The following is a 24523-nucleotide window of genomic DNA, read 5'->3' as shown; positions in this document are numbered from 1 at the left end:
TTTAAATTAATTAAATATATCTTCTGAAATTTACATGTTTAAATATCTTCCTGCTCTCTACTTGTCCGCTTTTTAGAGTCTTTTCTTGGTGCACCCTCTTTGTAGTTGAATATACAGGTACAAAATCATTTTCAAAGCACCATTTTACAAGGTTGAATACTGCTCCAAAGTCCCCCTGTATCAAAATAAAGTCGCCTTTTTTTGCATTATCATAAAGATAATCCTTTATCTTTTGAATATCATCAGTGGGAAGTTCTCCATAGGGATTTATATTTGCCCATATATTTTTAAGCTCATCAGGCATATATATAAACTTGTCTATTTTTAAGCTCTTTCTTGCATCTTCTTCCTGTTCCTTTGTAAGACTATGGGAAAAAACAAGATACATATCCGGCAAAAAAATCACCTCGAGATAATAATTGTAGGTCTTCAGTCGCTAAAATCAAACAATATCTTTACAATTTTTTGCTTTTTATAGATATTATACCATGTTATTCACAATAAATGGTATTAATTTTTTTATAACACTCTATTAAAAATTTATTCCTCTACATTTACAGGGCATAAGAAAGTAAGAAGGGATGGTTAGTGTGAAAATGCCCTTTTACAAAAAAGGAAAAAAGTTCAAAACGAGGGACAATCTGAGGGACGGTTACTTATTTCATACACAATATCTACAAAATTAGGGGGACATCCATAAAATATTATGTTTATTTAATATAATAAGTAACCGTCCTTCCTGTTACTGTCATCTTTGACAAACCACAAACTTTTTCATGGATTCGTTGTGGCTATTGCTTAGTCATGGGTTGTTACCTGGTTACCTACAGGATATGGAAGAAATTAATAATTGGGGATTAGCTAAGATTTGGGGATTTAGTTCTTTTTAAATGATTATGATAATTCTTTCGGAAGAGGATATTTAAAAGGAGCAGTAAGCATAGGAGTTGTCATACACAGCGACTGTGTAAAGATGTGGCATGGTCCTGGAATAACAACAATAATGACATGTAAAAGTAGTTTAATAGAAGGTTATATTGATGAGAATACAAATATTTTAAACTATATTAACTACATAGATTAGGCCAAGAACCACCATGTAAACTTCTCCATTCTCCGGTGCCTGGCACCGTTTTTAAGTTTTATCTATCAAGGATTTTATCTCTTTTACTGTTTTTGAATAATCATTATAGGGCTTAAAAAGTGCAGATGTACCTAATACCAATAGATTAGCTCCATTGGTTACAACATCAGGAATTGTTGATTTGTTTATACAGCCATCTACTTCAATTATTGGGCTTATTCCAATGTCCTTACATATACTATTTAGCTTTTTAAGTTTTTCAACAACTCTGTAATTAAACTTTTGCCCTGCAAAGCCAGGATTTACAGTCATTATTAATACCATATCAACAAACTTTATTATTGGTAATATTTCTGATAATTCTGTTTTAGGAGATAATGCAACTGAAACCCCAATATTATTTTTTTTAAGTAATTCAACTATCTTTAATGGATCTTTAGTAGTTTCAATGTGAAAAGATATGTACTTTGGTTTTACTGGTAAAAATAGTTTTATATATTTTTCAGGCTCTACTGTTGCTAAATGTATATCAAGAGGTATTTTAGTAAAATTTGATATTTGCTCTAAAACATAAGGTCCCATAGCCATATTATTAACAAAAACTCCATCCATGACGTCACAATGAAGTATATCAATTCCTGCTTTTTCTAAGCTAATCAGTTCTTCCTTTAGTTCAAGCTGATTAGCACACATAATAGATGCTGCAAGTAAAACCACACTATCACCTTCAAAATATAATTTATTTGGCATAGCTCATAAAAGCTATGCCAACTTTTATTCCAAAATAGTATTTTCTATTATTTATCTATTTTTTTCTTCATACTCTTTAATTATATTAATCCTATTTTCATGCCTTCCGCCTTCGAATTTTGCATTATACCATTCGTCAAATAACATTGTAGCAAGGCCACTTCCAATAACTCTCTCACCCATACAAATAACATTTGTATTATTGTGCATTTTTGTATATCTTGCAGAAAATGTATTTTCAACAACCGCTGCCCTTATACCTTTAACCTTATTTGCCATAATTGACATTCCAATTCCCGTACCACAGCATAAAACTCCACAATCACATTCACCTTTAACTATAGCTTCACAAACTTTAAGTGCATAATCAGGATAATCTACACTTTCCTGCGAAAAGCATCCAAAATCTATATACTCAATGTTATTTTTCTTAAAGTGTTCAATTAAAGCATTTTTTAAATTATAGCCCCCATGATCACAACCTATAGCTATCATGAAATCACCTCTTTTACATTAGTAGCGCTTTAATTTCTGATAAGTTCTCTTTAATCTTTTGATTATTAAATACAGCTGTTCCAACTACAATATCTGTAGCACCTGATTCAATAACTTTTAAAATATTATTTTTACTTATCCCACCATCAACTTGTATAATCGCTGAAGATTTTTTTTGATTTATAAGGCTATTTGCTTTTTCTATCTTAGATATCATGCATTCTATAAATTTTTGTCCACCAAATCCAGGATTTACGGTCATAACAAGTATTTTATCCGCAATATCCAATATATACTCTATATTATCTATTGCAGTTGATGGGTTAAGTGCAACTCCTGCATTTAAATTTCTCTTTTTTATTTCTTCTAATGTTCTGTGTAAATGAGTACAAGCTTCAGCATGTACAGTAATTGAATCTGCTCCAGCATTAGCAAAGTCATTAATAAATCTAATTGGTTCTTGAACCATCAAATGAACATCAAAATTCATATTTGTAACTTTTCTAATAGATTCAATCTGACTTGGTCCAAATGTTATGTTAGGAACAAAATTCCCATCCATCACATCAATGTGTATATCCTTTATTCCGCATCTTTCTAATTCTTTTAAATCAGCCTCAAGGTTGCAAAAATTTGCTGAAAGAATTGATGGGCTTAATATAATACTCATAAAATTCACCTTTTCTTATATTAAAATCATGATCCATTAAAAGCTTTTAGCTACATTTACAATATTTTCTACAGTAAGGTTATAATGTTCTAGTAGTTCTGCTGGTGTACCTGAGTGTCCAAACTTATCTTCAACACCTATCATTTTCATCCTTGTTGGGCATTCAACTGATAATACCTCTGCAACTGCTGAACCTAATCCTCCAATTATGCTGTGTTCTTCAACTGTAACTATTTTATTTGTATACTTTGCAAATTCAACTATAAGCTCTTTATCAATGGGTTTAATTGTTGGCATATTAATTACAGATGCCTCAATTCCTTCTTCTTTTAACTTTTCAGCAGCTTCAATAGCCTTTGATACCATTATTCCCATTGCAATAATTGTTACGTCCTTGCCTCTTCTTAATACTTCTCCTTTACCTATTTCAAACTTATAATTTTCATCATGAATTATAGGCACTGAAAGCCTTCCTAATCTAATATACATAGGTCCATCATACCTTGCAGCACTAAAGATTACCTGCTTTGTCTCAACTGCATCACTTGGGCATATAACAGTTACATTAGGAATACTTCTCATAAGTGCAACATCTTCTATTGCTTGGTGAGTAGCACCATCCTCTCCAACAGTTAATCCTGCATGTGTTACAACTATTTTTACATCAAGGTTAGGATATGCAACTGAGTTTCTTATTTGTTCAAATGCTCTTCCAGCAGCAAATATTGCAAAGGTGCTTGCAAAGGGTATTTTCCCGCTTATTGCCAAACCTGCAGCTGTACTTATCATATCCTGCTCTGATATTCCCATGTCAAAATATCTTTCTGGGCATACCTTTTTAAAATCAAAACTTTTTGTTGATTTTCCAAGGTCAGCATCTAAAACTACAATATTTTTATTAGTTAAAGCTAATTCAGCAAGCGCTTCACCATAGGCATCCCTTGTTGCTTTATTCATTGTCACTACCCCCTTTAAGTTCTTTTATTGCTAATTCCTTTTCTTCATTACTTGGTGCCACCCCATGCCATTTCACCTGATTTTCCATGAAAGAAACACCTTTACCTTTTACAGTCTTAGCTATTATTGCAGTTGGCTTTCCTTTCATCTCTTTTGCCTTATCAATTGCATTTCTTATTTGATCAATATCATGTCCATCAATATTGATTACGTTCCAGTTAAATGCTTTGAATTTTTCATCGATTGGATATATATTCATGACTTCTTCATTTGTTCCATCTATTTGAAGCCCATTGTTATCAATAAATGCAATTACATTATCTAATTTATAATGTGCCGCTGTCATTGCTGCTTCCCATATCTGTCCTTCTTGAAGTTCTCCATCTCCAATAATTACATATACATAATAATCTCTATTATCAAGCTTACCTGCAATTGCAATTCCATTTGCAGCAGAAAGCCCCTGACCTAAAGATCCTGTTGTCATATCTAATCCGGGAGTAGAGTTTACATCAGGATGTCCTTGAAGTATTGAGCCATATTTTCTTAATGTTTTTAGCTCACTTCTATCAAAATATCCTCTGTTTGCAAGTACAGCATAAAGAGCTGGAGCTGCATGTCCCTTTGATAAAACCAATCTATCCCTATCAGGATTACTTAGGTCTTGAATATCGGTATACATCTTATCAAAATACAAAACTGTTAATATATCGACACATGAAAGGGATCCACCTGGATGTCCTGATTTTGCTTCAGCTATCATATCAATAACGTCAATTCTAATTTTATTAGCAAGTTTTTTTAATTCTTCAGAATACATAAGTAAATCACTCCTTTACGATTCAAGTACAATTTTTATTCCTTCGCCTTTCATAACTTTATCAAAAGCTTCTTCCCATTGATCTAATTTATATATGTGTGACACTAATGATTTTAAATCAACTTTTTTCTTTGCCATAAGATTAAGTGCAATATCCCATGAACTTGGTTTTTGGCTTCTGCATCCTATATAAACAATCTCTTTTTGAACTAAATTTTCATAATCAAACTCATTTTTTGACTTTGCGAAAATTCCAACTTGCACAAGTATACCTTTCTTTCTAAGTAAATCGACAGCAGAATCTACAGCTGGAATTGCACCAGAGCACTCTAATACAACATCAACACCATAACCGTTTGTTATATCATTAACTATTGATTTTAAATCTTCCTCTTGTACATTTACTGCTCTATCAATTCCAAGCTTTTTAGCAAGTTCAAGCCTTGGCATATCCTTGCTTATCCCTGCAATTATTACATAAGCACCACAAGCTTTTGCAACCTGTGCTGCCATTAAACCAAGAAGAAGTTAATTTAGCTACTTACTATAATTTTGATACTGCATGACTGAATATATTTGAATGTATTAAATCTTGGCATAATAAGAAAATATTAAATAGTAGTATATACAATATATGTCTCCTCATCAACTTGAAGATTTAATCAAAAATTCTGCTGAATAGAAATTTCGAGTTTTTGTATCTACTTTATTGTCATAAATCCAACCATAAATTAATAATTTTTTACATAACACTTGTCGAACTTAAGATTAATATTCTTTTTATTACTCAAATATTATCATATCTCCAATTTGAATATTGGGCTTACAATAACCCTTTAATTCAATTTCTCCTGGCAATTCTACACTAGGTTTACCTGAAAATTTTAATGTACAATGCCCTAATTCTCTTAAAGTATGATTTGCTTCTTCCCCAATAGCTGTAACTATATAAACTTGATCACCAAGATAAAGTTTATCTCCAACTTTTATGTCTTCTTTTAAGCTTTCTCTAGTATGTAAAACCGAAATTTCTGCCAATTCTGATGGAGCATTATTATCAAAAATTATAAGTCCTCCACTTGTTTCTAATAGTTCAAATGCAAATTCACCTACACCTGTTATTTTGGACTGGTATTTCATAAAATTCACTCCTCCTATTTTTATAGTTTTGTTAAGTTATATGATATTTTAATTTAATCTCTCCTTAGAGTTATCTTTAATATAGCCCAAACTAAAATACCTCAGAAGGAAAGATAAAATTATGTGCAAAACATTGAATAAAATTTCATATCCACAATGTTACAGTCATAATCTTTATCGCTTTGGTAAAGAAAAGCAGATAAACAAAAATATCAATGTAAAGAATGTGTATGCCAGTTTACTCTTGAAGATTGTTCAGATAATAAAAATCTTGAGAGAATACCCTCATAGCCTTATTTATAAATATAATACTTATTTATACCATAATTACGAGTACTACTCTCATTATACTTGCAACTTTAAAAAATGTGGTCATTCTTTTTATGTTGCAAAACCTAATAATATACAATATGCATCTTGGTGCAAAAAATTTGCTCCTGTTTTTCTTAGTATAGCTAATAGACTTACTAAAAATATTGATTTAGGCAACTCTGATGAATGGCATACAGACAAAACTTTTGTATTTATTAATGTTATAAAGCATTATCTATGGTTTATTATTGATTTAGAAATCAGAATGGTTTTTAGTTTTAATTTATCTCCATCAAGAGATTCATCTCAAGCTTTTGCTTTGTTTAATTCTGCAAGTAAATTTGGATGTTCATCAGTTATTATGTCCTATAGACTTGGCTCATATAATTTTGCTACTAAAAATATTTTTAATACTTCTAAGTAAAGGTTCAATCATTTAAAGATAATATATCCACCAACTTGATAGAAGCTTTTAATAACACATTTAAAGATTGATATAAACACAATTAAGGTTTTAAGTCATTTGAGAGTGCAAATACTCTAAGAGAAATGTTTATTTTTCATTATATTTTTTTAAGACCTCATTATTCTTTAAACAACCTAACTCCTGCACAAGTTGCTGGAATTTTAGTTAACGAAAAAGCTATTCTATTAATAACTGGCTTCTGTCTGCTTAGGCTTTAAATATAAAGTATATTCTTTATACACCTATATTTTTTAAGTTTTATGTATGTGCCTTTACATATCTTTTTTACAAATCCCTAATTATTAAAATCTATTAATTTGGATTTCATAAAAAGTCTGATCAATTTTATGTAAATATATTTATAGCTACGCTATTTTTTCATATTTATTTAACACAATCAAATTATAATATTGTATCTTATCTTAGTTAGTATTCATTAATAATATATTCTAATTATGCTTATTAACCAAAACATTTTCTATTTTTTCAATTGCATTAATTAAAGCAATATTTTTTTTCTTATCTGATATTAAATTTTCTTTTAATTGAAATATAATTTTTCCTTCAATTTCTTTCATTTTCTTAAATCTTGCAAATGTAGTTATTCCATACATTTGTTCAGCTTCAATAATTTTACCGTAGTCATCACACACAATTATAACTATTCTTCCTGCCTTCAGTTTTCCTTTTTGTATCCCTATGCTCATAATCCCCTTATTTTTAAGTCTACCTACTGTTTTTCTATAATTATTAATTTGAAAATAAGCAAATAATCCTTGCAATATCATAAAAGCAAACGCAATGTATATTAATTTTACCATGTTATTCCTCCGTTTTAATAAATAAATTTAATTATAATTTATGATAGTTTAATTTCATATATCCATTGAGTAATTTTAAATATAATAAAACCAAATACTTCTGAATAAGAAATGAAATTATCTGAAAATTAATCGATAAAATTATATATCAATGATACTATAGATATAACATTTATCACTTTATTTTAATAAACATAAGTCAGATAATTAAAAACATCGATATAATGAATACATAAGTCAATATAATCTTAATGATTTTTATGGGAAAAATTGTACCATAATAGTGCATCTCTGTTATCCTATTTATACAAAGAAACTTATATACTTAGGATTATGAATAAATTCTCATTTTACTTATAATTCTAAAAAATATAATCGTTTTATATGTTTTAAGACTTAGAAAAATCTAGCATATATTGAGTTAATTAATAAAAATAAATTTAACAAATACTTTTCTTATTATTTTTGATTATTTCTATATTTAATCTTTAATTTAAAATAGTTTTTTCTATTTCAATAATATCGAGATTTTTAAAATTACCTTATAATACTAAAGTATTTCATTTAGTTGAGTAAATTGCATATTTTTTAAGCTTGATAATACAAAATTTTTAAAAAGCAAAAATGAAATTCATACCAAATATCAAATATATTAAGTTCAATAAAAATAAACCAACAAATGAGTGAATCTCACTTATATATTCGAAAAGAATTTTTTATTCTTCAAGATATAATAAAAATTCATCCTGAAAGTAAATTGTAAATGGTTTTGTCCCAACTTGATTTTACTACCTTTACTTCAAAGCTGTCAAAACCAAATAGCAGTCGTGTTCCTAAAGGTTATAATACCTTACCACTATTGTATGCTCTGATTGATATGAAGCTTGAAAAGATTAAAAATATATCAACATTGGTTCAAAGACTTGCTACTGATTTTATCTTCAAGTACAACTGTGGCTTTGACATCTTAAACCCTCTTCCACCAGAATCTACATTTAGCAAGTCCTTGATAAACTCTAAAATATTGATGGACTTGAAGAAGAATTTAAAGCTATAGTAGTTAGAGTCAAAAGCCTTGGGATAATTGATGGTAGTGAAGTTGCAATAGATTCTATAAAGCTTACAGCCTTTGGAAAATTAAAGCCAAGGTCAAAAATTAATGATTATGGCTCATCGCTCAACTAGGGTAAGAAAAAAGATACAAATGGTAATGATGTCAAATGGTTCGAATGGTAGCTTCATATACTTTGTGATTGTAAGAGTGAGCTTCCTCTCAATATAATTGTAATACCTACAAGTGTAAATGATAGTATAGAAGCAATATCATTGATTAAACAGTTAAAGGAGTTTTATGGACCACTATTCGTATCTTCATATTACATTATGGATTCAATATATGATATAGAGAATATCTATAACTACATCATTAAAGAGGCCAAAGGTCAAGCAATTATCTCATATAACAAGAAAGGAAGTCTTGCCCTGCCAAGTGAACTTAGTGAGAATCTTCATCCTATATGTTCAATGGGTTTGAACCTGCTTACTGATGTAAGTATAGAAACTACTTAAAATTCAGATGTCATCATGCCGTAGACAGGATTGACTGCCACAATGGAATTCACTGGTATAGTAGTTCAAACTATGGTTACCACATTAAGGTTAACTATAAAAACAATCATAGGTTTTACAGTTTTCCCATAAAAGGTTTAGAAGAATGAAATAAACTTTATGATAAACGAACCTCTGTTACAAGATATAACAGCAGACTAAAGGAATATTTAAATACAGATAATATATGTTCATGAGATATAAAGAAGACTAAAACTTATGCTTTATTAAACTGTATAACTTTAATAGCAGGTGTTATTGCTGTAAATGTATAAAAGAAGTTATCCACAGTAACTTAGTCCTAAAATTTCAATATTTTAAGTTATCTACAGCCTTATAAGATGCTTATTAAAGTACGTTTAAAAATCATCAATAATTTCTAATATTGGAATATTACTAAAACATAATTGTGCAATTTCCTTATTTAATCATTACATTTTTCTGCAAAAATCTTGTGCTATTTTCATCAATTATATAATTAATAAGTTTATTAAAAATTACAATTAAAATATTTCTAATGAATGAGCATACTAATAAAACAGTTATTTTTTAAAAACAAAGAATATTATCTCACATTAATCATTGATTCAAAAGTTAGAACGATTCTAGATTTTACATTATATCCTTTAATAGATGTTTTATAATCTTTTGCTTTGTTTCATTTTGCAAGTAAAAAGGATGTTTATTATCTATTATAGATGACAAACACAGCTTATACATCTTACTACTAAGACTATTTTTATACCTTTACTTTTCATAAATAGCTTTTGCATTACTATAATTAGTTACTAAAACATTAATTAAGTTGCCTCTTATTGCTCCTAAAATAGCCTCTATCTTTTCTACACCTGCAGCAACACCAATCACAATTTTTATTTTTTTTAAATCATTTAAATTTACACCAATTACTCGTTCATTAAAGTCAAATTTATCTGAATTCCCATTTATATCATAGAATTGTAAGCAGATATCGCCAACTGCTCCTTGGCTTTTAAATATCTTCATATCATCATTATTAAAATATCCACTAGACATCATTGTTGACTTCTCTGCTATTGGCGAACCTATACCTACTATAGCAATATTTGCTTGCTTCCCATATTCTAATATCTCTCTAATACTTTTTTCTCTTAAAAAATCATTCTTTATGCTAGCATTAGAAACTACTGCTGGAGCATGTAATAATTTAAACTCTCCTTTAAATGCTCTTGATAAATCCATTACTATCTGATTGGGATGTATTTCCATTCTACTTTGACCAATACCTCCTATAAGTGGGAAAAAATTAAGTTTAAGCTTTGGTGCTGGATCTATATATTGTGAAATTCCTTTTATAGTTGTTCCCATAGAAACACCAATTTTATCATTAAACCTGACGATTCTTTTTAGATATTCAGCTGTAGATTTTGCTATTTGCCTTTTTATAATATCTTCGTCAGAATCATCATCCACAATAATAACTTCCCTAAGATTGTATTTCCTTTCAATATCCCTTTCTAAAGCTCCATAATTACTTTCTATAGGATTTATAATTTCAATTTTTACATACCCTAGTTCTCTACCTTCCATCAATAATCTTGATACAGTTGGCCTTGATACACCTAATATTTCACTAATCTCATTCTGAGTAAGCGACTCTTCATAATATAATTTGCAACATTTAATTATTAAATTTTTATTATCTACAATTTTTATCATAACTCCTTATCAACCCCTCATTTCTTTACACTTGTTCTCTTTTGAACAATATGCTCTTTGTTTTAATTATAATTGTATTTTATTACATTTACAATATAAATATTTAAACTAATACAAAAATAAAAAATTTTATACTTAAAAAATAAATAGCAACTAAACAACAAATTTTTTAAATTGCTTATACAAATACAAATTATATTTAATAACCTTAGTATGCAAAAGTCTAACTGATAATATTACCAAAAAATAAAAATCGGCATAAGACCTTACTTCTTATTAAATAAAAGTTGCAAACAAATAAACAACGCAGAGGAAAGAAGTATGCCTTATACAAATACAAATATTTTAAGCTCAAATAAAAAATTTATAACTATATAAACAATGTAAATTATAGATAGTTGGTCTAAACCTCGATTGAATTATTTTTCCAATTGAATACAAGACTTAATATCCGTACAAGCAATAAATCAATTTCTTCAATTTCAAAAAATATTCTATCTGCAACAAATCAAAGTTGCATTTACATTTATAAGTTTTTAAATAATAAATATAAATTTTTTTAAATGTATTGACATAAGAAAAATATAGCATTATAATCTATTTGAACAATTGAAAATATATTGAACATTTGTAAAAATAAATAATATAGTATTGTACATATTTTCATTTTGTTACTATTAATTTTTTAAATAAGAATGGAGGAAGAGTTATGTTGGGATTAAATTACAAACTTCAGGAATTAGAAAGAATGGGAAAATTTATTTGCACTGGTATTATTGGTGCTGGACAAATGGGAAGAGGTATGGTTAGTCAGATGATACTGATGAGTGGTATGAAACCTTCAATAGTTGTTGATATTAACTTAGAAAGAGCTAGACAAGCATTTATCAGTGCTGGAATTAGTGAAGGAGAGATACTTATACCTAAAACACAAGAACAAGCGGATGAATGGATGAAAAAAGGAAAATTTATTATTACAGACAATAGTGATTTCGCTACTAAATCAGAAGTTATTCAAGTAGTTATAGAAGCGACAGGTGTAACTGAAGTAGGAGCTAAAATCGCTCTTGATACGATAATGAATAAGAAACATATTGTAATGTTAAATGCAGAAACCGATGCTGTAGTAGGTCCATTACTTAAAAAACTAGCTGATAATGCAGGGGTAGTATATACAGGAGCAGCTGGAGATGAACCAGGAGCTGTAAAGGAATTATATGATTTTGCGGTAGCAATGGGATTTGATGTTAGAGTAATAGGAAAAGGTAAGAACAACAAACTGGATTTTGATTGCAACCCAGATACAGTATTGGAGGAAGCAACAAAAAGAGGTGTTAGTCCTCATATGCTTGCAGCCTTTAAAGAAGGAAGCAAAACAATGGTTGAGTTGGCGGTTATGTCAAATGCAACAGGTTATGTTCCAGATATAAGAGGAGCTCATGGTATTGCTGGTAAAGTAGATGAATTGCCAAGCAAGCTAAGTTTAAAAGAAGAGGGTGGTGTGCTTAATAAATATGGTGTAGTAGAATTTGTTAACGGAATTGCACCGGGGGTATTTGTAATTGTAACAAGCAAACTTCCTGAAGTAAAAAAAGAGATGGAATACCTAAGCATGGGAAAGGGTCCAAACTATATATTATATAGACCATATCATCTATGTAGCTTAGAAACTCCATTATCAGCAGCTAAGGCAGTATTAGATCATCAGGCAACAATAGCACCATTAAACGGATTAGTTTCTGAAGTAATTACAGTTGCTAAAAAGGATTTAAAAGCGGGGCAAAATTTAGATGGAATAGGTGGATATACTGTCTATGGAACAATTGAGAGAGCGGAAATAGCTAAAGAGTTAAATGCACTGCCAGTTGGATTAGTAAATAAGAACACTATTTTAAAGAAAGATGTAAAGAAAGGTGAGATTATTACTTACGATATGGTTGAATTAAGAGAAGATTCACTGCTTCTTCAATTAAGAAGACTTCAGGATAAAATGTTTAACCTATAATTTTAGTATCAAAAATAAAAGTCCAATTGGCAATAATTCAAAAAAATAGAAATTAAGATGTGTTCTTGTTTCATGTTAAATAAAGTTATCACACAAAATAAGACTCAGGGATATGGACAATGTCATATATATCAATATAAATAATAAGTCCAAATAATAAAATAATCTACTATATAAATAATGTAAGCTACGGTGTATTAAAATTACAATTTAACCATTTATCCTGTCTAATTCAGAGCTTAATTAATATACATGGCAATAAATCAATTTCTTCAATTGACGAAAGTATTTCATCTGCAAAAGATAGAAACTATATTTACAAGTTTCTAAGCAATTCTCAATGGGATGATAAATTTCTTAACAGAAGCCTCATTACTTATTTAAACTTGTTTCTTGAAAGATATATAAAGTCAAAACCCGTAGGGTTTTTAGTTATTGATAATATTATAAATCCCAAACCTGCGACTAAAAAGATGTAGCGTTTAAATGATCATTTTTCTCATGCCGAAGACAAAAATGTGTGGTCTCACTGTGTTGTTACTTCTGATTTTGTAGCAGGGTATACTTCTATACCTATTGACTATAAACCTTACTCCATAAAAGAGCAATGTTAGAAGTGTTTAGAATATATCAAAAAACCCTTATATTAAAACTATTTTTGAAGCAATAAACTATCAAAATAGCCTATTGGCTAAAGAATTAATTCAATTTATATACTATAAAGTATAAAAAAATGTACCATTAAATAAGGTTTACAAGTATCTAAAAGTTGTATAACAAATTTTAACAACAGTATTTTATCATCACGTAAATTTTAATCCCTAAGATTGGATAAATATTGCTATGCTTTTATATTTTCCATAATTAGTAATTTGATTTTTAAAATTGCCTATCTATCTAAAGTTATAAATTAGAATATATGACTCAAAAATCTCGTATTCGCTAACCATTTATCCTTTAAATAAAATAAATCCAGTAGCGAAAGCTATAAAGCCTTCTACTGGATTTATTTTCAATCTTTTTTCATGAGCATTTTATTTTATATCTCTCATTTTTCAAGAAGCTCTTTTGAAATTTTTATAGCATAACTGTATCTTTCTTAATCTAAATTATAGAGTGCATGCATAAGATAAATTAAATACTCAACTTTCGCAGGACAATAACACTAACTTTTCCTTGATATAACAAGGCAGAGCCTTAATAAAATTATCTATAATTCAGACAATAATGTCCTTTGAAAGAGTTAATTTTTCACTTAATAGATTTTTTAAAATATTTATGACAGGCCGTAAGGCTTCGCAAAATTGAATATTTTGTAGTTCATCACAGCATTGAAAAAAATAATCCAGCAATAGTTCTTAAATCCTTAATGTTTCGATTTTCTATTAAAAGCATGATATATTTGGTAAAAACAATTGATGTATGAGCTACCATAGAATCATAAGAACAGCTTTGAAATTCTTTGCCAAGTTTGAGAAAAGACTCATTCATTTTAAAGAAAACCTCAATATCCCAACGTTTGACATAAATTCTTATGATTTCTTCATCATTCAGCGTTATATCTGTTGAGATAAGAGTAAGATAGTTATGACTTCTGTTATTATCTCTTAAAAATACAATTTTAGCTTTAACTTTATTACCGTTTTCATCAAAGCCAATACCCACAATAACTGAAGATAATATTTTAGCCTTGCCACGTTTTTTCTTTAAAGAAGCATATAAATCATTTATATTGTAACATTTACCATTGTAGCGGTAATATATCCTTTACATTGATTTAACCATAGATATTGTATGCAATTTTAGTTTAAGTATTTTTATCAAAGTTTTAGGATAAGTAAACCAACTGTCAAATAAAACATAAGATGCTGGAATCCCATATTATAAAGCTTCAGCAATCATATCAATCATAATATTAGAGGATTTACTAACAGCTTCTTTACGTAGTTTATATCCATTAGTTCTTTTATCAATAAATTTATTAACATCGTAAAGTATGTTTTCTTCTTTTTCTGAGGAAAGCAAGGAAAAAGCAACTGGTAAAAATGTGTTTCGATCTGACCATCCAAGAGTTAATAGACAAAAAACCTTGCAAATATTTTCCTTGTACAAGGTCAAAAACTTATGCAAGAAGTTCAACTGATTTACTTCTATTTTTGCTATACATTGAATCATCTACAATAAGTACATTTACTCTATCATGAGAAGTCAATACTGCCAAAGTATTTTTTATAATTGATGAGGATAGAAGTAATAAATATTTTTTCCAATTAAATCTTAAAGAGTTTAAAAATCTATACGCCGTATCTTTTGAAAAATCTACATTATAATTTGCTTCAAACGTACGGTATATGTTTTTACTTGTAAATACAAGCAATAATATAAATTTAAAAACTGCAATACATGGAACTCCACTTTATTTAGAAAAATTACACTGATTAAGAATAGAAGCAATCTTACTATTTTTAAAAAATTAATCATTAGTAAATCTAATTTTACATCTTTATTTTGTATAATAGTATTCAAAATATTCCATTCAATGGTGTATTTGTTTGTCGTAATTCTATTATACCAAATTGTAGAATATTTTTGTTTTAAAATTTTAAATTTAAAAAACTTTAGCTTACATTTTTATGTGCCAAAATTGAGTATATAATTTTTAAAGGAGATGATATTTTGATAGTTTCGTCAAAAGAATTATATAAGGTAACAAGAAAAAAAAATTTTGCTATACCAGCTCCAAATTATGTAGATCAAGTTTCCATTAAAGCTTATATTGAAGTTGCAGAAAAGCTTAATTTGCCAATTATTTTAGCATATGCAGAAGTTCATAAGAAATTTTTAACCTTTGATGAGGCAATATATCTAGGTAAATATTATGCAGAAAAGGCAAAGATTCCTGCTGTATTACATCTTGATCATGGTACAACTAAAGAACTAATAATTAGGGCTATAGATGAAGGTTTCAAGTCCGTAATGATAGATGCTTCTATGGATTCCTTTGAAGATAATGTAAAAAAGACAAGGGAGATTGTTGAGTATGCTCATCTTAGAGGAGTAGTTGTAGAAGCTGAAATAGGACATGTTGGTGGTGGAGAGGATTACAAAAGTAAAGATAATAGTAATAGTATTTATACAACCGTTGAAGAAGCAAAGAAATTTGTTGAACTTACAGAGGTAGATTCTCTAGCAATATCTATAGGAACAGCTCATGGGACTTACAAAGGAAAACCAGTTATAGATTTCAAAAGGCTAATGGAAATTAGAAATGCAATAGATACTCCTTTAGTACTTCATGGAGGTTCATCAACAGGAGATGATAATCTTAGAAGATGTGCTACTGAAGGAATAAGTAAAATAAATATTTACACTGATTTGGTAACTGCAGCATTTAATAAAACAAAAAATACTAAATACAATGATTATTATGAATTGCGAAATGCACAAATAGAAGGCATGAAAGAATGCCTTGAACATTATTATGATGTATTTCAAACAAAAAAATTTATAGAGTGAGGTAAAAAAATGAAAAAAATAAGAACACCTTTTTTTATAGTTAATCCAAAATCATATTTATATGGGGAAGAAAGTTTGCAGCTTGCACTTGTTGCAGATAAGCTTGCTGAAAAGTATGGGATAGATATATTCTATACTGCACCTTTTACAGATTTGGCTAATATAAAGTCTCATACAAAATATATTAAAATAACAGCTCAACATATGGATCCATTAGTTCCAGGACGTGGAATGGGATATATTTTACCTGAATCATTAAAAGCAGCAGGAGCTGAGGCAGTATTCTTAAATCATGCAGAACACTCTCTTACATTAACTAATTTGGTTAAAACTATTAAAAGAGCAAAAGAATTAGATATTATTACAATTGTTTGTGCTGATTGCCTTGAAGAAGCCATTGCTATTGCTAAGTTAGGTCCTGATATATTATTGTGTGAACCAACTGCTTTAATTGGAACTGGAAAGACAAGCAGTTCCGAATATATGATTGAAACTACCACTAAGATAAAAGAAATAGATAAAAATATTTTAGTCATGCAGGCTTCAGGGATAACTACTGGTGAGGATGTTTACAAAGTAATAGTAAATGGTGCTGATGGCTCCGGTGCAACAAGTGGAATACTCAATGCTCCAGACAAAGGAAAAAAACTAGAAGAAATGATACAAGCAATTGTTAAGGCTACAAACGAAAATATGAAGTATTGAAAAATTACACTTAAGAGTATTTTAATGATAGATATAAATAATTTAAAAGCAGTAATAGTAATAGATAAAATATTAATGGGAGGTCATAGTATGAATATCTATAAAGAACAAATTAATTTAACCTCACATGGAGGTACTCCAACTTTTTTTAATATTACTCCTTTTGTACAAGAAATAATAAAAAAGAGTAAAATTAAAAATGGTATTTGTGTTGTTATTTCTCCACATACCACCTGTTCTGTATTCTTTGAAGAATTTGTTCATGATTATACTGAAAATGGGGATGAATTTCTTCAAGCCGATTTGAATAATATTCTTCAAAAAATAATTCCAGACCATGTTTCAGAAGGGCAATATAACTATCCTGGTGAAAATCATTACAAAGCTGTTGCTTCATGGCCAGATGCAGAAGATTATCTACCAAACGGAGATCGCTCTGCCCTTTTAAATTGCGATGCACATTTAAAAGCAACATTACTTGGTTCCAGTCAGGTATTTGAAGTTGACAATGGAAAATTAGGAGTAGGAACAACTGGTTATATATACTTTGTAGATTTTGATCGTACAAGATCACGTACTCGTAAATGTAAAATCATTGTATTAGGAGAATAAACTATAATGAAACTTTTTAATTAATTTTAATTTTGAGGATTATTTTAATAACTCAACTTTCGCACATAAAATGTAAGCAAAAGCGTAAGCGTCAAAAAATTTACGTATTTGCTAACCATTTATCCTTTGATAAAACAAATCCAGTAGAGTAAGCTATAAAGCCTTCTACTGGATTTGTTAATCTTTTATCCTATTAATATCTTTATGGATTTATGTCAATATAGTAGACACAAAAACTCAAACTTTTATGCAGTTTTTCTTAAGGCATCTTCAAGCTGTTGAGGAGTCATATAACCGATACTGCTATGAAGCCTTTTTCTATTATACCAGGATTCTATGTATTCAAATATAGCTATTCTTGCAGCATCAAAGTCATAGTATGTAGCTAAGTTTACTTCTTCCTTTTTTAGTGTAGCATGAAAGGATTCTATACAAGCATTGTCATAGGGGCATCCCTTGCCGCTGAAGGAATGAACTATATTATGCTCTTTAAGATAATCATCAAATTTAGAGTTTGTATACTGTGAGCCCAAATCACTGTGGAGTATAACAGTATTCTTTGGTTTTTGAGTTATGTAGGCATTTTCTACGGCTTTTATAGCTAGTTCTGTATCCATAGTCTTTGAAAAAGCATAGCCAATAATTTTCTTTGTATGAAGATCCAAAACTGAAGCAAGATAGCACCATCTGTCCTTGAGTGTATAAATATAAGTTATATCAGTAACCCATTTTTCATTTATTGTAGTTGTTGAAAAATCTCTTTTTAAAACGTTTTCTTTAGCTTCTATTTTGCTTTTGGAAAATTGAGGTCTGAATTTTTTGATAATTATGGACTTTATATTTAGTTTTTTCATAATCCTTTGGACTCTCTTAAGGCTTATGGCATGTCCTCTTTCCTCACGCAACACTTTATGTATTTTGGGAGCACCATAACGACCTTTACTATTTTTATAGATCTTCAGTATTTCTTCCTCATACATCTTGTTTTCTATGCTTCTTTTGCTTTCGGTTTTGTTTAGATACTTATAAAAAGAGCTTCTTGAAACCTTTAAGACTTCACACATTAGCTTAATATCATGCTCTTCTTTATGCTCATTGATAAATTCAAAAATAGAGGTTACTTCTTTGCGAATATGGCCATGGCTTTTTTTAATATTTCATTTTCCTCCTCAAGCCTTGCCATCTTCTTTAACATTGTTTGATACTCTACTGACGTTATAGTTGTATCTTTATCCACAGTTATTGGTTTAGCTTTCTTAATCCATCCATTAATTGTTGATTTTGATATGCCATATTCGCTGTTAAGTTCTGCCAAACTCTTACCAGAGTTATAGAGCTCTACAATTGTCTTTCTAAATTCTTCTGTATAATACTTTTGCCCTTTTGCCATTGTAGACACTTCCTTCCCTTTTTATATTTTAAGGCGTTCGGCTTTTTGTGTCTACACTAATATACTAACACCAGGCATTGTCATAGGGATTTCCCTTGGAACTGAATGAGTGAATAAATTTTATTTCTGATATATATTATGCAAATTTAAAGATTGTATACTATGTTCCTAAATCACTGGGTAATATAACCTGTTTACCTGGCTTCTGACATTCATAAGCATTCTCTAATAGCTAAATCACTATTCATAACCTTATCAAAGGCATAACCTATTATTGCCTATTATTTTTCTACTATGAAGGTCCATCACAGAAGCAAGGTAGCACCATCCATCACGCAAAGTATGGATATATGTAATATCTGTAACTCATTTTTCATTGATTGTAGTTGTTGAAAAATTTCTTTTTAAGATGATTTCCCTTTTTTCAACCTTGGTTTTAGATGAATAGGGCTTGTACTTCTTACAAACTATTGACTTTATACCTAAATCATTCATCAACCTTTGAACTCTCTTTAAACTTATGGATTCTCCATGACTTATTAGTATTTTATAAATTTTAGGAGCTCCATAACGTTTTTTATTATCATTATATATTTTAAGAATTTCTTCTTTTAATCTTTTATTCTCAATACTTCTTTTACTTTCAACTTGGTTAAGGCTTTTGTAATAAGAGCTTCTTGAAACCTTAAGCAGTTTACACATTAGCTTAACATCATGTTTGTCCTTATTATCATCTATGAATTTAAAGATAGAATCTACTGTTTGGCAAATATGGCCATGGCTTTTTTTAGTATTTCATTTTTCTCCTTAATCCTGACCGTCTCCTGCTTCAATGCCTTATACTCTTTCATAATTACAACTTTACCTTCATCAATAACAACAGGTCTGGAGTTTTTTATCCAACCGTTAATAGTAGACTTTGAAATGCCATATTCGCTGCTTAACTCTGCTAAACTTTTTCCTGAATTATATAGCTCTACTATTGTATTTTTAAATTCATCGGTATATTTCCTTTGATTTCTTACCATTTTGTAGACACATCCTCTCTCTAATTTTATTTTAATTTGTTCGAGTTAATATGTCTACAAAACTATACTAACACCAATATTGATTTAGCTAAAACTTACTTTAAAAATGCCATTATTGTTATTAATAAATTTCATTATATTAGGCATGCTATGTGGGCTGTAGAAGCTGTTAGAAAACGTATACAAAAAGAGCTATCTGTTAAATTAAAAAAATACTTTAAAAAAAGCAAAAAACTTATTCTTAAAAGATCTAACTTGCTTGATGAAGATTCAAAATTAGCTTTGCAAGTTATGTTTTCTTACAATAGTGATTTAGCTATTGCTCACACATTAAAGGAAAAACTTTTAAAAATAACTGAAACTGCCTCTTCTTCTAAAGAAGCTCATGTTTTATTAAATGAATGGATAAAACTTGCACAAAACAGTGGGCTTAAAGAATTTGAAAGATGTGCTAATACTTATATTAGATATTTTAATGAAATAGTAAATTCTTTTGATATACCATATACAAATGCTTGTACTGAAGGTTTTAATAACAAAATTAAAGTTATTAAAAGAAATGTCTTCGGCTTTAAAAACTTTGATAGGTTTAGAAATAGAATTCTTCATTGCTGTAATTAAAGTAAATTATAATACCATATTTTACAAAACCAACTGCCGTTGGTCTTTTTGTCCTACAATTTTTTATGGGGCACTCTCCCCTATCCAACCTATCTTTCTAAAATCACTCTCAAACAAGAAAGGACAGGCATTCTAATGAAATACCCGCCCCAACTATTGACAAAAGCCTTATTTAACAAAGAATCTATAAATAAAGGTACAAATTCTAATATAAGCCAATACCCATAAAATAAGCAATTAGTACTGCTAATGGCCCAGTTATGAGTCTTGAAAACAACACTGAAGGTACACCTACTTCTATAGTTTCCGGTGAAGCCTCTCCTAAACTTAACCCTACTGGTACAAAGTCCCCTCCAACTTGAGCATTTATTGCAAATAATGCTGGTAATGCATATTGTGGCGGTATATTCCCCTTACCTATCTCTACACCAATTAACACTCCTACTACCTGAGCTATTACTGCCCCTGGTCCTAGTATTGGTGATAAAACTGGAATAGAACATATTACTGATATAATCAGTAATCCTGGTAGTGAGCCAACATATGGTGTAACTGTTTTTGCTATAAAATCTCCTATTCCAGACTTTAATATTATTCCAATTAGCATACTTACAAAAGCCATGAATGGAAGAATATTTTTAATAACTGATTCAATTGTTTCCCTTCCTGCTTGATAAAACTTACCTACTACATCTCCAATTCCATTTCCTAGTTTAACTAAGAAATTTTGTTTACCATTTTGTGCTTGTTTATTTTTATAAATGTTTTTCTCTTCTTTTGTTAATTTAGCTGTTTCTGTTTTATTAATTACTCCACTATATAATGAAATATTTGCTTCCTTAACATCTGACACATAAATATCCTCTGTAATATATTTAGCTAATGGGCCTGCTTGTCCAACCGGCATAATATTTACAGTATAAATTCTTTTCTTAGGATACACACCACATCTTGCTGTACCTCCACAGTCAACAACTACTACTGCTATTTCATCCTCAGGTACACCCGTTACAAAGCCATTTACTAATTCTCCATTGGTCAACTCTGCAATTTTCTTAGCTATAGGATGTATTTCATGCCCTGTTACACTTACAATTTTATTTCTCTTTTCTGTAGGCTGTATGATTAACGGTCCTCCCCAGCCATTTGGACCTTTTTCTATTTTTACACAATTATACATGATATCCCCCTCCTCTTATTTTTTACATAGTTTCTAATGTTTTTGTTGTTAATTGTGCGTTTTTATTTAACATATAAGCTGTTATCTTTTCTGTTATTATTCCTCTAATAAAGATGACAATAACTCCAACTAAAAAATATCTCAGTGCTAATTTTCCTAAAGGTAACCCTAAAGTGGTAATTCCCTGTGCAATTCCCATATAAACAAATAATTCTGCTGGATTTGCATGTGGAAATAAACCAGTAATAGGATGTACGAAAGATACTGCTGCATCATAAAAAGCCGGCTTATACTTCTCATCGACAAATCTACCAAAAGAATAACACATTGGATTCCCAAGAAAAAATACCGCCATAATTGGGAATACTGTATATCTTGTAATAAAGTTTTTTGTTGCTAATTTTGCTACTTTGTTTACTCTCTCTTCTCCTATAATTTGAATTAAACCATTAACTGCAGTTATTAATACTATAAGTGTTGGTAAAATACCACTTACTAAACCGACAAAAGTCTCTCCACCCTTTTGAAATAATCCTATAAATGCCTCTGCAAATTTTGCTAAGCCCATTAGCATAGATTTCCCCTCCTAAAAAAATTATAAAATAATTATTATCATTTTTCTTCAATTTTTATTTTTCTAATACGTTTACCAGAACAAAACAATTTCTTTTCTTTTAGTATAAACAATTTTACTTTTTCAAAAGAAGTAAATCCACATGTCATTTTATTGTCTAATGTTTAAATAATTCTAATACTACATATATAGTTCCTTAAACCACCCCCATATTCGTTTTTTATAGTTTAAATCTTTTTTATAATTAAGTTGCAACAAAGCTTAAATATATTGCGACCTATGTGTTGCAACTTATTTTACTTATAACTTTAGAAGTTGAATTAAATGGACAAATATAATTAAGTATCAATATTTGTTTAAACAATTTATGAAGATTATTCCTAATAAAAACGGTTTTTATCTAAAATACATCATCCAACTTGTATCAGCTTAGAAACTTGTAAATATAGTTTCTATCTTTTGCAGATGAAATACTTTCGTCAATTGAAGAAATTGATTTATTGCCATGTATATTAATTAAGCTCTGAATTAGACAGGATAAATGGTTAAATTGTAATTTTAATACACCGTAGCTTACATTATTTATATAGTAGATTATTTTATTATTTGGACTTATTATTTATATTGATATATATGACATTGTCCATATCCCTGAGTCTTATTTTGTGTGATAACTTTATTTAACATGAAACAAGAACACATCTTAATTTCTATTTTTTTGAATTATTGCCAATTGGACTTTTATTTTTGATACTAAAATTATAGGTTAAACATTTTATCCTGAAGTCTTCTTAATTGAAGAAGCAGTGAATCTTCTCTTAATTCAACCATATCGTAAGTAATAATCTCACCTTTCTTTACATCTTTCTTTAAAATAGTGTTCTTATTTACTAATCCAACTGGCAGTGCATTTAACTCTTTAGCTATTTCCGCTCTCTCAATTGTTCCATAGACAGTATATCCACCTATTCCATCTAAATTTTGCCCCGCTTTTAAATCCTTTTTAGCAACTGTAATTACTTCAGAAACTAATCCGTTTAATGGTGCTATTGTTGCCTGATGATCTAATACTGCCTTAGCTGCTGATAATGGAGTTTCTAAGCTACATAGATGATATGGTCTATATAATATATAGTTTGGACCCTTTCCCATGCTTAGGTATTCCATCTCTTTTTTTACTTCAGGAAGTTTGCTTGTTACAATTACAAATACCCCCGGTGCAATTCCGTTAACAAATTCTACTACACCATATTTATTAAGCACACCACCCTCTTCTTTTAAACTTAGCTTGCTTGGCAATTCATCTACTTTACCAGCAATACCATGAGCTCCTCTTATATCTGGAACATAACCTGTTGCATTTGACATAACCGCCAACTCAACCATTGTTTTGCTTCCTTCTTTAAAGGCTGCAAGCATATGAGGACTAACACCTCTTTTTGTTGCTTCCTCCAATACTGTATCTGGGTTGCAATCAAAATCCAGTTTGTTGTTCTTACCTTTTCCTATTACTCTAACATCAAATCCCATTGCTACCGCAAAATCATATAATTCCTTTACAGCTCCTGGTTCATCTCCAGCTGCTCCTGTATATACTACCCCTGCATTATCAGCTAGTTTTTTAAGTAATGGACCTACTACAGCATCGGTTTCTGCATTTAACATTACAATATGTTTCTTATTCATTATCGTATCAAGAGCGATTTTAGCTCCTACTTCAGTTACACCTGTCGCTTCTATAACTACTTGAATAACTTCTGATTTAGTAGCGAAATCACTATTGTCTGTAATAATAAATTTTCCTTTTTTCATCCATTCATCCGCTTGTTCTTGTGTTTTAGGTATAAGTATCTCTCCTTCACTAATTCCAGCACTGATAAATGCTTGTCTAGCTCTTTCTAAGTTAATATCAACAACTATTGAAGGTTTCATACCACTCATCAGTATCATCTGACTAACCATACCTCTTCCCATTTGTCCAGCACCAATAATACCAGTGCAAATAAATTTTCCCATTCTTTCTAATTCCTGAAGTTTGTAATTTAATCCCAACATAACTCTTCCTCCATTC

Annotated in this window: 26 protein-coding genes and 1 pseudogene; 8 read left to right on the top strand and 19 right to left on the bottom strand. The window is 29.5% G+C overall.

The features are described from left to right. Positions 1–10: 10 nt before the first annotated feature. On the bottom strand, positions 11–388 hold the full coding sequence (gene csx20 / locus FDN13_RS10350) for a CRISPR-associated protein Csx20 (protein WP_138981073.1): 378 nt from the start codon (positions 386–388) through the stop codon (positions 11–13). Between the two features lie 552 nt (positions 389–940). Here csx20 and FDN13_RS14380 point away from each other — a divergent pair. Beyond that, complete coding sequence (locus FDN13_RS14380) at positions 941–1084, top strand: DUF4438 family protein (RefSeq protein WP_243120301.1); 144 nt, start codon at positions 941–943, stop codon at positions 1082–1084. Between the two features lie 51 nt (positions 1085–1135). Here FDN13_RS14380 and FDN13_RS10340 read toward each other — a convergent pair whose 3' ends face one another. From FDN13_RS10340 to FDN13_RS10310, 7 genes are all read right to left on the bottom strand, one after another. Beyond that, entirely contained in the window at positions 1136–1834 is a 699-nt protein-coding gene (locus FDN13_RS10340; RefSeq protein WP_243120206.1) for a ribulose-phosphate 3-epimerase, read from the bottom strand. Positions 1835–1885: 51 nt separating this feature from the next. Next, on the bottom strand, positions 1886–2329 hold the full coding sequence (gene rpiB, locus FDN13_RS10335; protein WP_138980168.1) for a ribose 5-phosphate isomerase B: 444 nt from the start codon (positions 2327–2329) through the stop codon (positions 1886–1888). Positions 2330–2342: 13 nt separating this feature from the next. Beyond that, positions 2343–2999 (bottom strand): ribulose-phosphate 3-epimerase, encoded by a 657-nt coding sequence (gene rpe, locus FDN13_RS10330; RefSeq protein WP_138980166.1) that lies wholly within the window; start codon positions 2997–2999, stop codon positions 2343–2345. Between the two features lie 36 nt (positions 3000–3035). Beyond that, a complete protein-coding gene (locus tag FDN13_RS10325) occupies positions 3036–3962 on the bottom strand; it encodes a transketolase family protein (protein ID WP_371414819.1) in 927 nt (308 codons plus the stop codon). After that, the gene (locus FDN13_RS10320; RefSeq protein ID WP_138980162.1) at positions 3949–4776 is read right to left on the bottom strand and encodes a transketolase; all 828 of its coding nucleotides are present in this window, start codon (positions 4774–4776) and stop codon (positions 3949–3951) included. Before FDN13_RS10320 ends, FDN13_RS10325 begins: the two co-directional genes overlap by 14 nt. A 15-nt stretch (positions 4777–4791) precedes the next feature. Continuing rightward, complete coding sequence (locus FDN13_RS10315; RefSeq protein WP_138980160.1) at positions 4792–5289, bottom strand: zinc-dependent alcohol dehydrogenase; 498 nt, start codon at positions 5287–5289, stop codon at positions 4792–4794. A 270-nt stretch (positions 5290–5559) separates the two neighbouring features. Continuing rightward, the gene (locus FDN13_RS10310) at positions 5560–5916 is read right to left on the bottom strand and encodes a PTS glucitol/sorbitol transporter subunit IIA (protein WP_138980158.1); all 357 of its coding nucleotides are present in this window, start codon (positions 5914–5916) and stop codon (positions 5560–5562) included. A 121-nt stretch (positions 5917–6037) separates the two neighbouring features. Between FDN13_RS10310 and FDN13_RS10305 the strand changes: the two are divergent. Beyond that, positions 6038–6905: pseudogene (locus tag FDN13_RS10305) on the top strand (DDE-type integrase/transposase/recombinase). Between the two features lie 238 nt (positions 6906–7143). Here FDN13_RS10305 and FDN13_RS10300 read toward each other — a convergent pair. Next, on the bottom strand, positions 7144–7515 hold the full coding sequence (locus FDN13_RS10300; protein WP_138980156.1) for a transcriptional regulator GutM: 372 nt from the start codon (positions 7513–7515) through the stop codon (positions 7144–7146). A gap of 763 nt (positions 7516–8278) precedes the next feature. Here FDN13_RS10300 and FDN13_RS10295 point away from each other — a divergent pair. Further along, on the top strand, positions 8279–8572 hold the full coding sequence (locus FDN13_RS10295; RefSeq protein WP_138980154.1) for a transposase: 294 nt from the start codon (positions 8279–8281) through the stop codon (positions 8570–8572). A gap of 1298 nt (positions 8573–9870) precedes the next feature. On the opposite strand, the gene FDN13_RS10285 is transcribed toward FDN13_RS10295, so the two are convergent. After that, positions 9871–10821 (bottom strand): sugar-binding transcriptional regulator, encoded by a 951-nt coding sequence (locus tag FDN13_RS10285; RefSeq protein ID WP_138980150.1) that lies wholly within the window; start codon positions 10819–10821, stop codon positions 9871–9873. 709 nt (positions 10822–11530) lie between these two features. Here FDN13_RS10285 and FDN13_RS10280 point away from each other — a divergent pair. Further along, entirely contained in the window at positions 11531–12826 is a 1296-nt protein-coding gene (locus FDN13_RS10280) for an NAD(P)H-dependent oxidoreductase (RefSeq protein WP_138980132.1), read from the top strand. A gap of 1323 nt (positions 12827–14149) precedes the next feature. On the opposite strand, the gene FDN13_RS10275 is transcribed toward FDN13_RS10280, so the two are convergent. The 3 genes from FDN13_RS10275 to FDN13_RS10265 form a co-directional block, all read right to left on the bottom strand. Next, entirely contained in the window at positions 14150–14491 is a 342-nt protein-coding gene (locus FDN13_RS10275; RefSeq protein ID WP_168190139.1) for a hypothetical protein, read from the bottom strand. A 216-nt stretch (positions 14492–14707) separates the two neighbouring features. After that, positions 14708–14938: a hypothetical protein gene (locus FDN13_RS10270; protein ID WP_168190138.1), complete on the bottom strand. Its 231-nt coding sequence runs from the start codon at positions 14936–14938 to the stop codon at positions 14708–14710. A gap of 10 nt (positions 14939–14948) precedes the next feature. Further along, entirely contained in the window at positions 14949–15203 is a 255-nt protein-coding gene (locus tag FDN13_RS10265) for a hypothetical protein (protein ID WP_138980145.1), read from the bottom strand. A 299-nt stretch (positions 15204–15502) separates the two neighbouring features. Here FDN13_RS10265 and FDN13_RS10260 point away from each other — a divergent pair, with 299 nt between their 5' ends. From FDN13_RS10260 to FDN13_RS10250, 3 genes are read left to right on the top strand one after another with little or no spacing between them, the layout of a single operon-like run. Then, positions 15503–16342 (top strand): class II fructose-bisphosphate aldolase, encoded by an 840-nt coding sequence (locus FDN13_RS10260; RefSeq protein WP_138980143.1) that lies wholly within the window; start codon positions 15503–15505, stop codon positions 16340–16342. 9 nt (positions 16343–16351) lie between these two features. Then, on the top strand, positions 16352–17047 hold the full coding sequence (locus FDN13_RS10255; RefSeq protein WP_138980141.1) for a triose-phosphate isomerase: 696 nt from the start codon (positions 16352–16354) through the stop codon (positions 17045–17047). 24 nt (positions 17048–17071) lie between these two features. Then, the gene (locus FDN13_RS10250) at positions 17072–17659 is read left to right on the top strand and encodes a YjbQ family protein (protein ID WP_371414818.1); all 588 of its coding nucleotides are present in this window, start codon (positions 17072–17074) and stop codon (positions 17657–17659) included. Positions 17660–17904: 245 nt separating this feature from the next. On the opposite strand, the gene FDN13_RS10245 is transcribed toward FDN13_RS10250, so the two are convergent. The 3 genes from FDN13_RS10245 to FDN13_RS10235 form a co-directional block, all read right to left on the bottom strand. Next, a protein-coding gene (locus FDN13_RS10245) for an IS3 family transposase (protein ID WP_243120205.1) occupies positions 17905–19049 on the bottom strand; the annotation gives its coding sequence in 2 pieces (ribosomal slippage) (positions 17905–18803 and positions 18803–19049; 1146 coding nt in all). 366 nt (positions 19050–19415) lie between these two features. Continuing rightward, positions 19416–19751 (bottom strand): IS3 family transposase, encoded by a 336-nt coding sequence (locus FDN13_RS10240; RefSeq protein ID WP_138980140.1) that lies wholly within the window; start codon positions 19749–19751, stop codon positions 19416–19418. 53 nt (positions 19752–19804) lie between these two features. Next, a complete protein-coding gene (locus tag FDN13_RS10235) occupies positions 19805–20077 on the bottom strand; it encodes a transposase (protein WP_138980138.1) in 273 nt (90 codons plus the stop codon). A gap of 36 nt (positions 20078–20113) precedes the next feature. On the opposite strand from FDN13_RS10235, the gene FDN13_RS10230 reads away from it, so the two are divergent. After that, positions 20114–20698 (top strand): transposase, encoded by a 585-nt coding sequence (locus FDN13_RS10230; RefSeq protein WP_138980137.1) that lies wholly within the window; start codon positions 20114–20116, stop codon positions 20696–20698. 205 nt (positions 20699–20903) lie between these two features. Here FDN13_RS10230 and srlE read toward each other — a convergent pair whose 3' ends face one another. The 3 genes from srlE to FDN13_RS10215 all read right to left on the bottom strand — a co-directional run bounded on the left by srlE (position 20904) and on the right by FDN13_RS10215 (position 24507). Continuing rightward, positions 20904–21878 carry a PTS glucitol/sorbitol transporter subunit IIB gene (srlE, locus tag FDN13_RS10225; protein WP_138980135.1) on the bottom strand — a complete coding sequence of 325 codons (975 nt, stop codon included), beginning with the start codon at positions 21876–21878 and terminating at the stop codon, positions 20904–20906. Between the two features lie 22 nt (positions 21879–21900). Further along, positions 21901–22446: a PTS glucitol/sorbitol transporter subunit IIC gene (gene srlA, locus FDN13_RS10220; protein WP_243120204.1), complete on the bottom strand. Its 546-nt coding sequence runs from the start codon at positions 22444–22446 to the stop codon at positions 21901–21903. A 765-nt stretch (positions 22447–23211) separates the two neighbouring features. Then, positions 23212–24507, bottom strand: coding sequence for an NAD(P)H-dependent oxidoreductase (locus tag FDN13_RS10215; RefSeq protein ID WP_138980132.1), 1296 nt, complete (start codon positions 24505–24507; stop codon positions 23212–23214). Between the last annotated feature and the right edge of the window lie 16 nt (positions 24508–24523).

The sequence above is a fragment of the Caloramator sp. E03 genome (assembly GCF_006016075.1).
Lineage (GTDB): Bacteria > Bacillota > Clostridia > Clostridiales > Caloramatoraceae > Caloramator_B.
The sequence above is the reverse complement of the archived record's forward strand: the minus strand, read 5'-3'. Positions and strand labels throughout refer to the sequence as shown.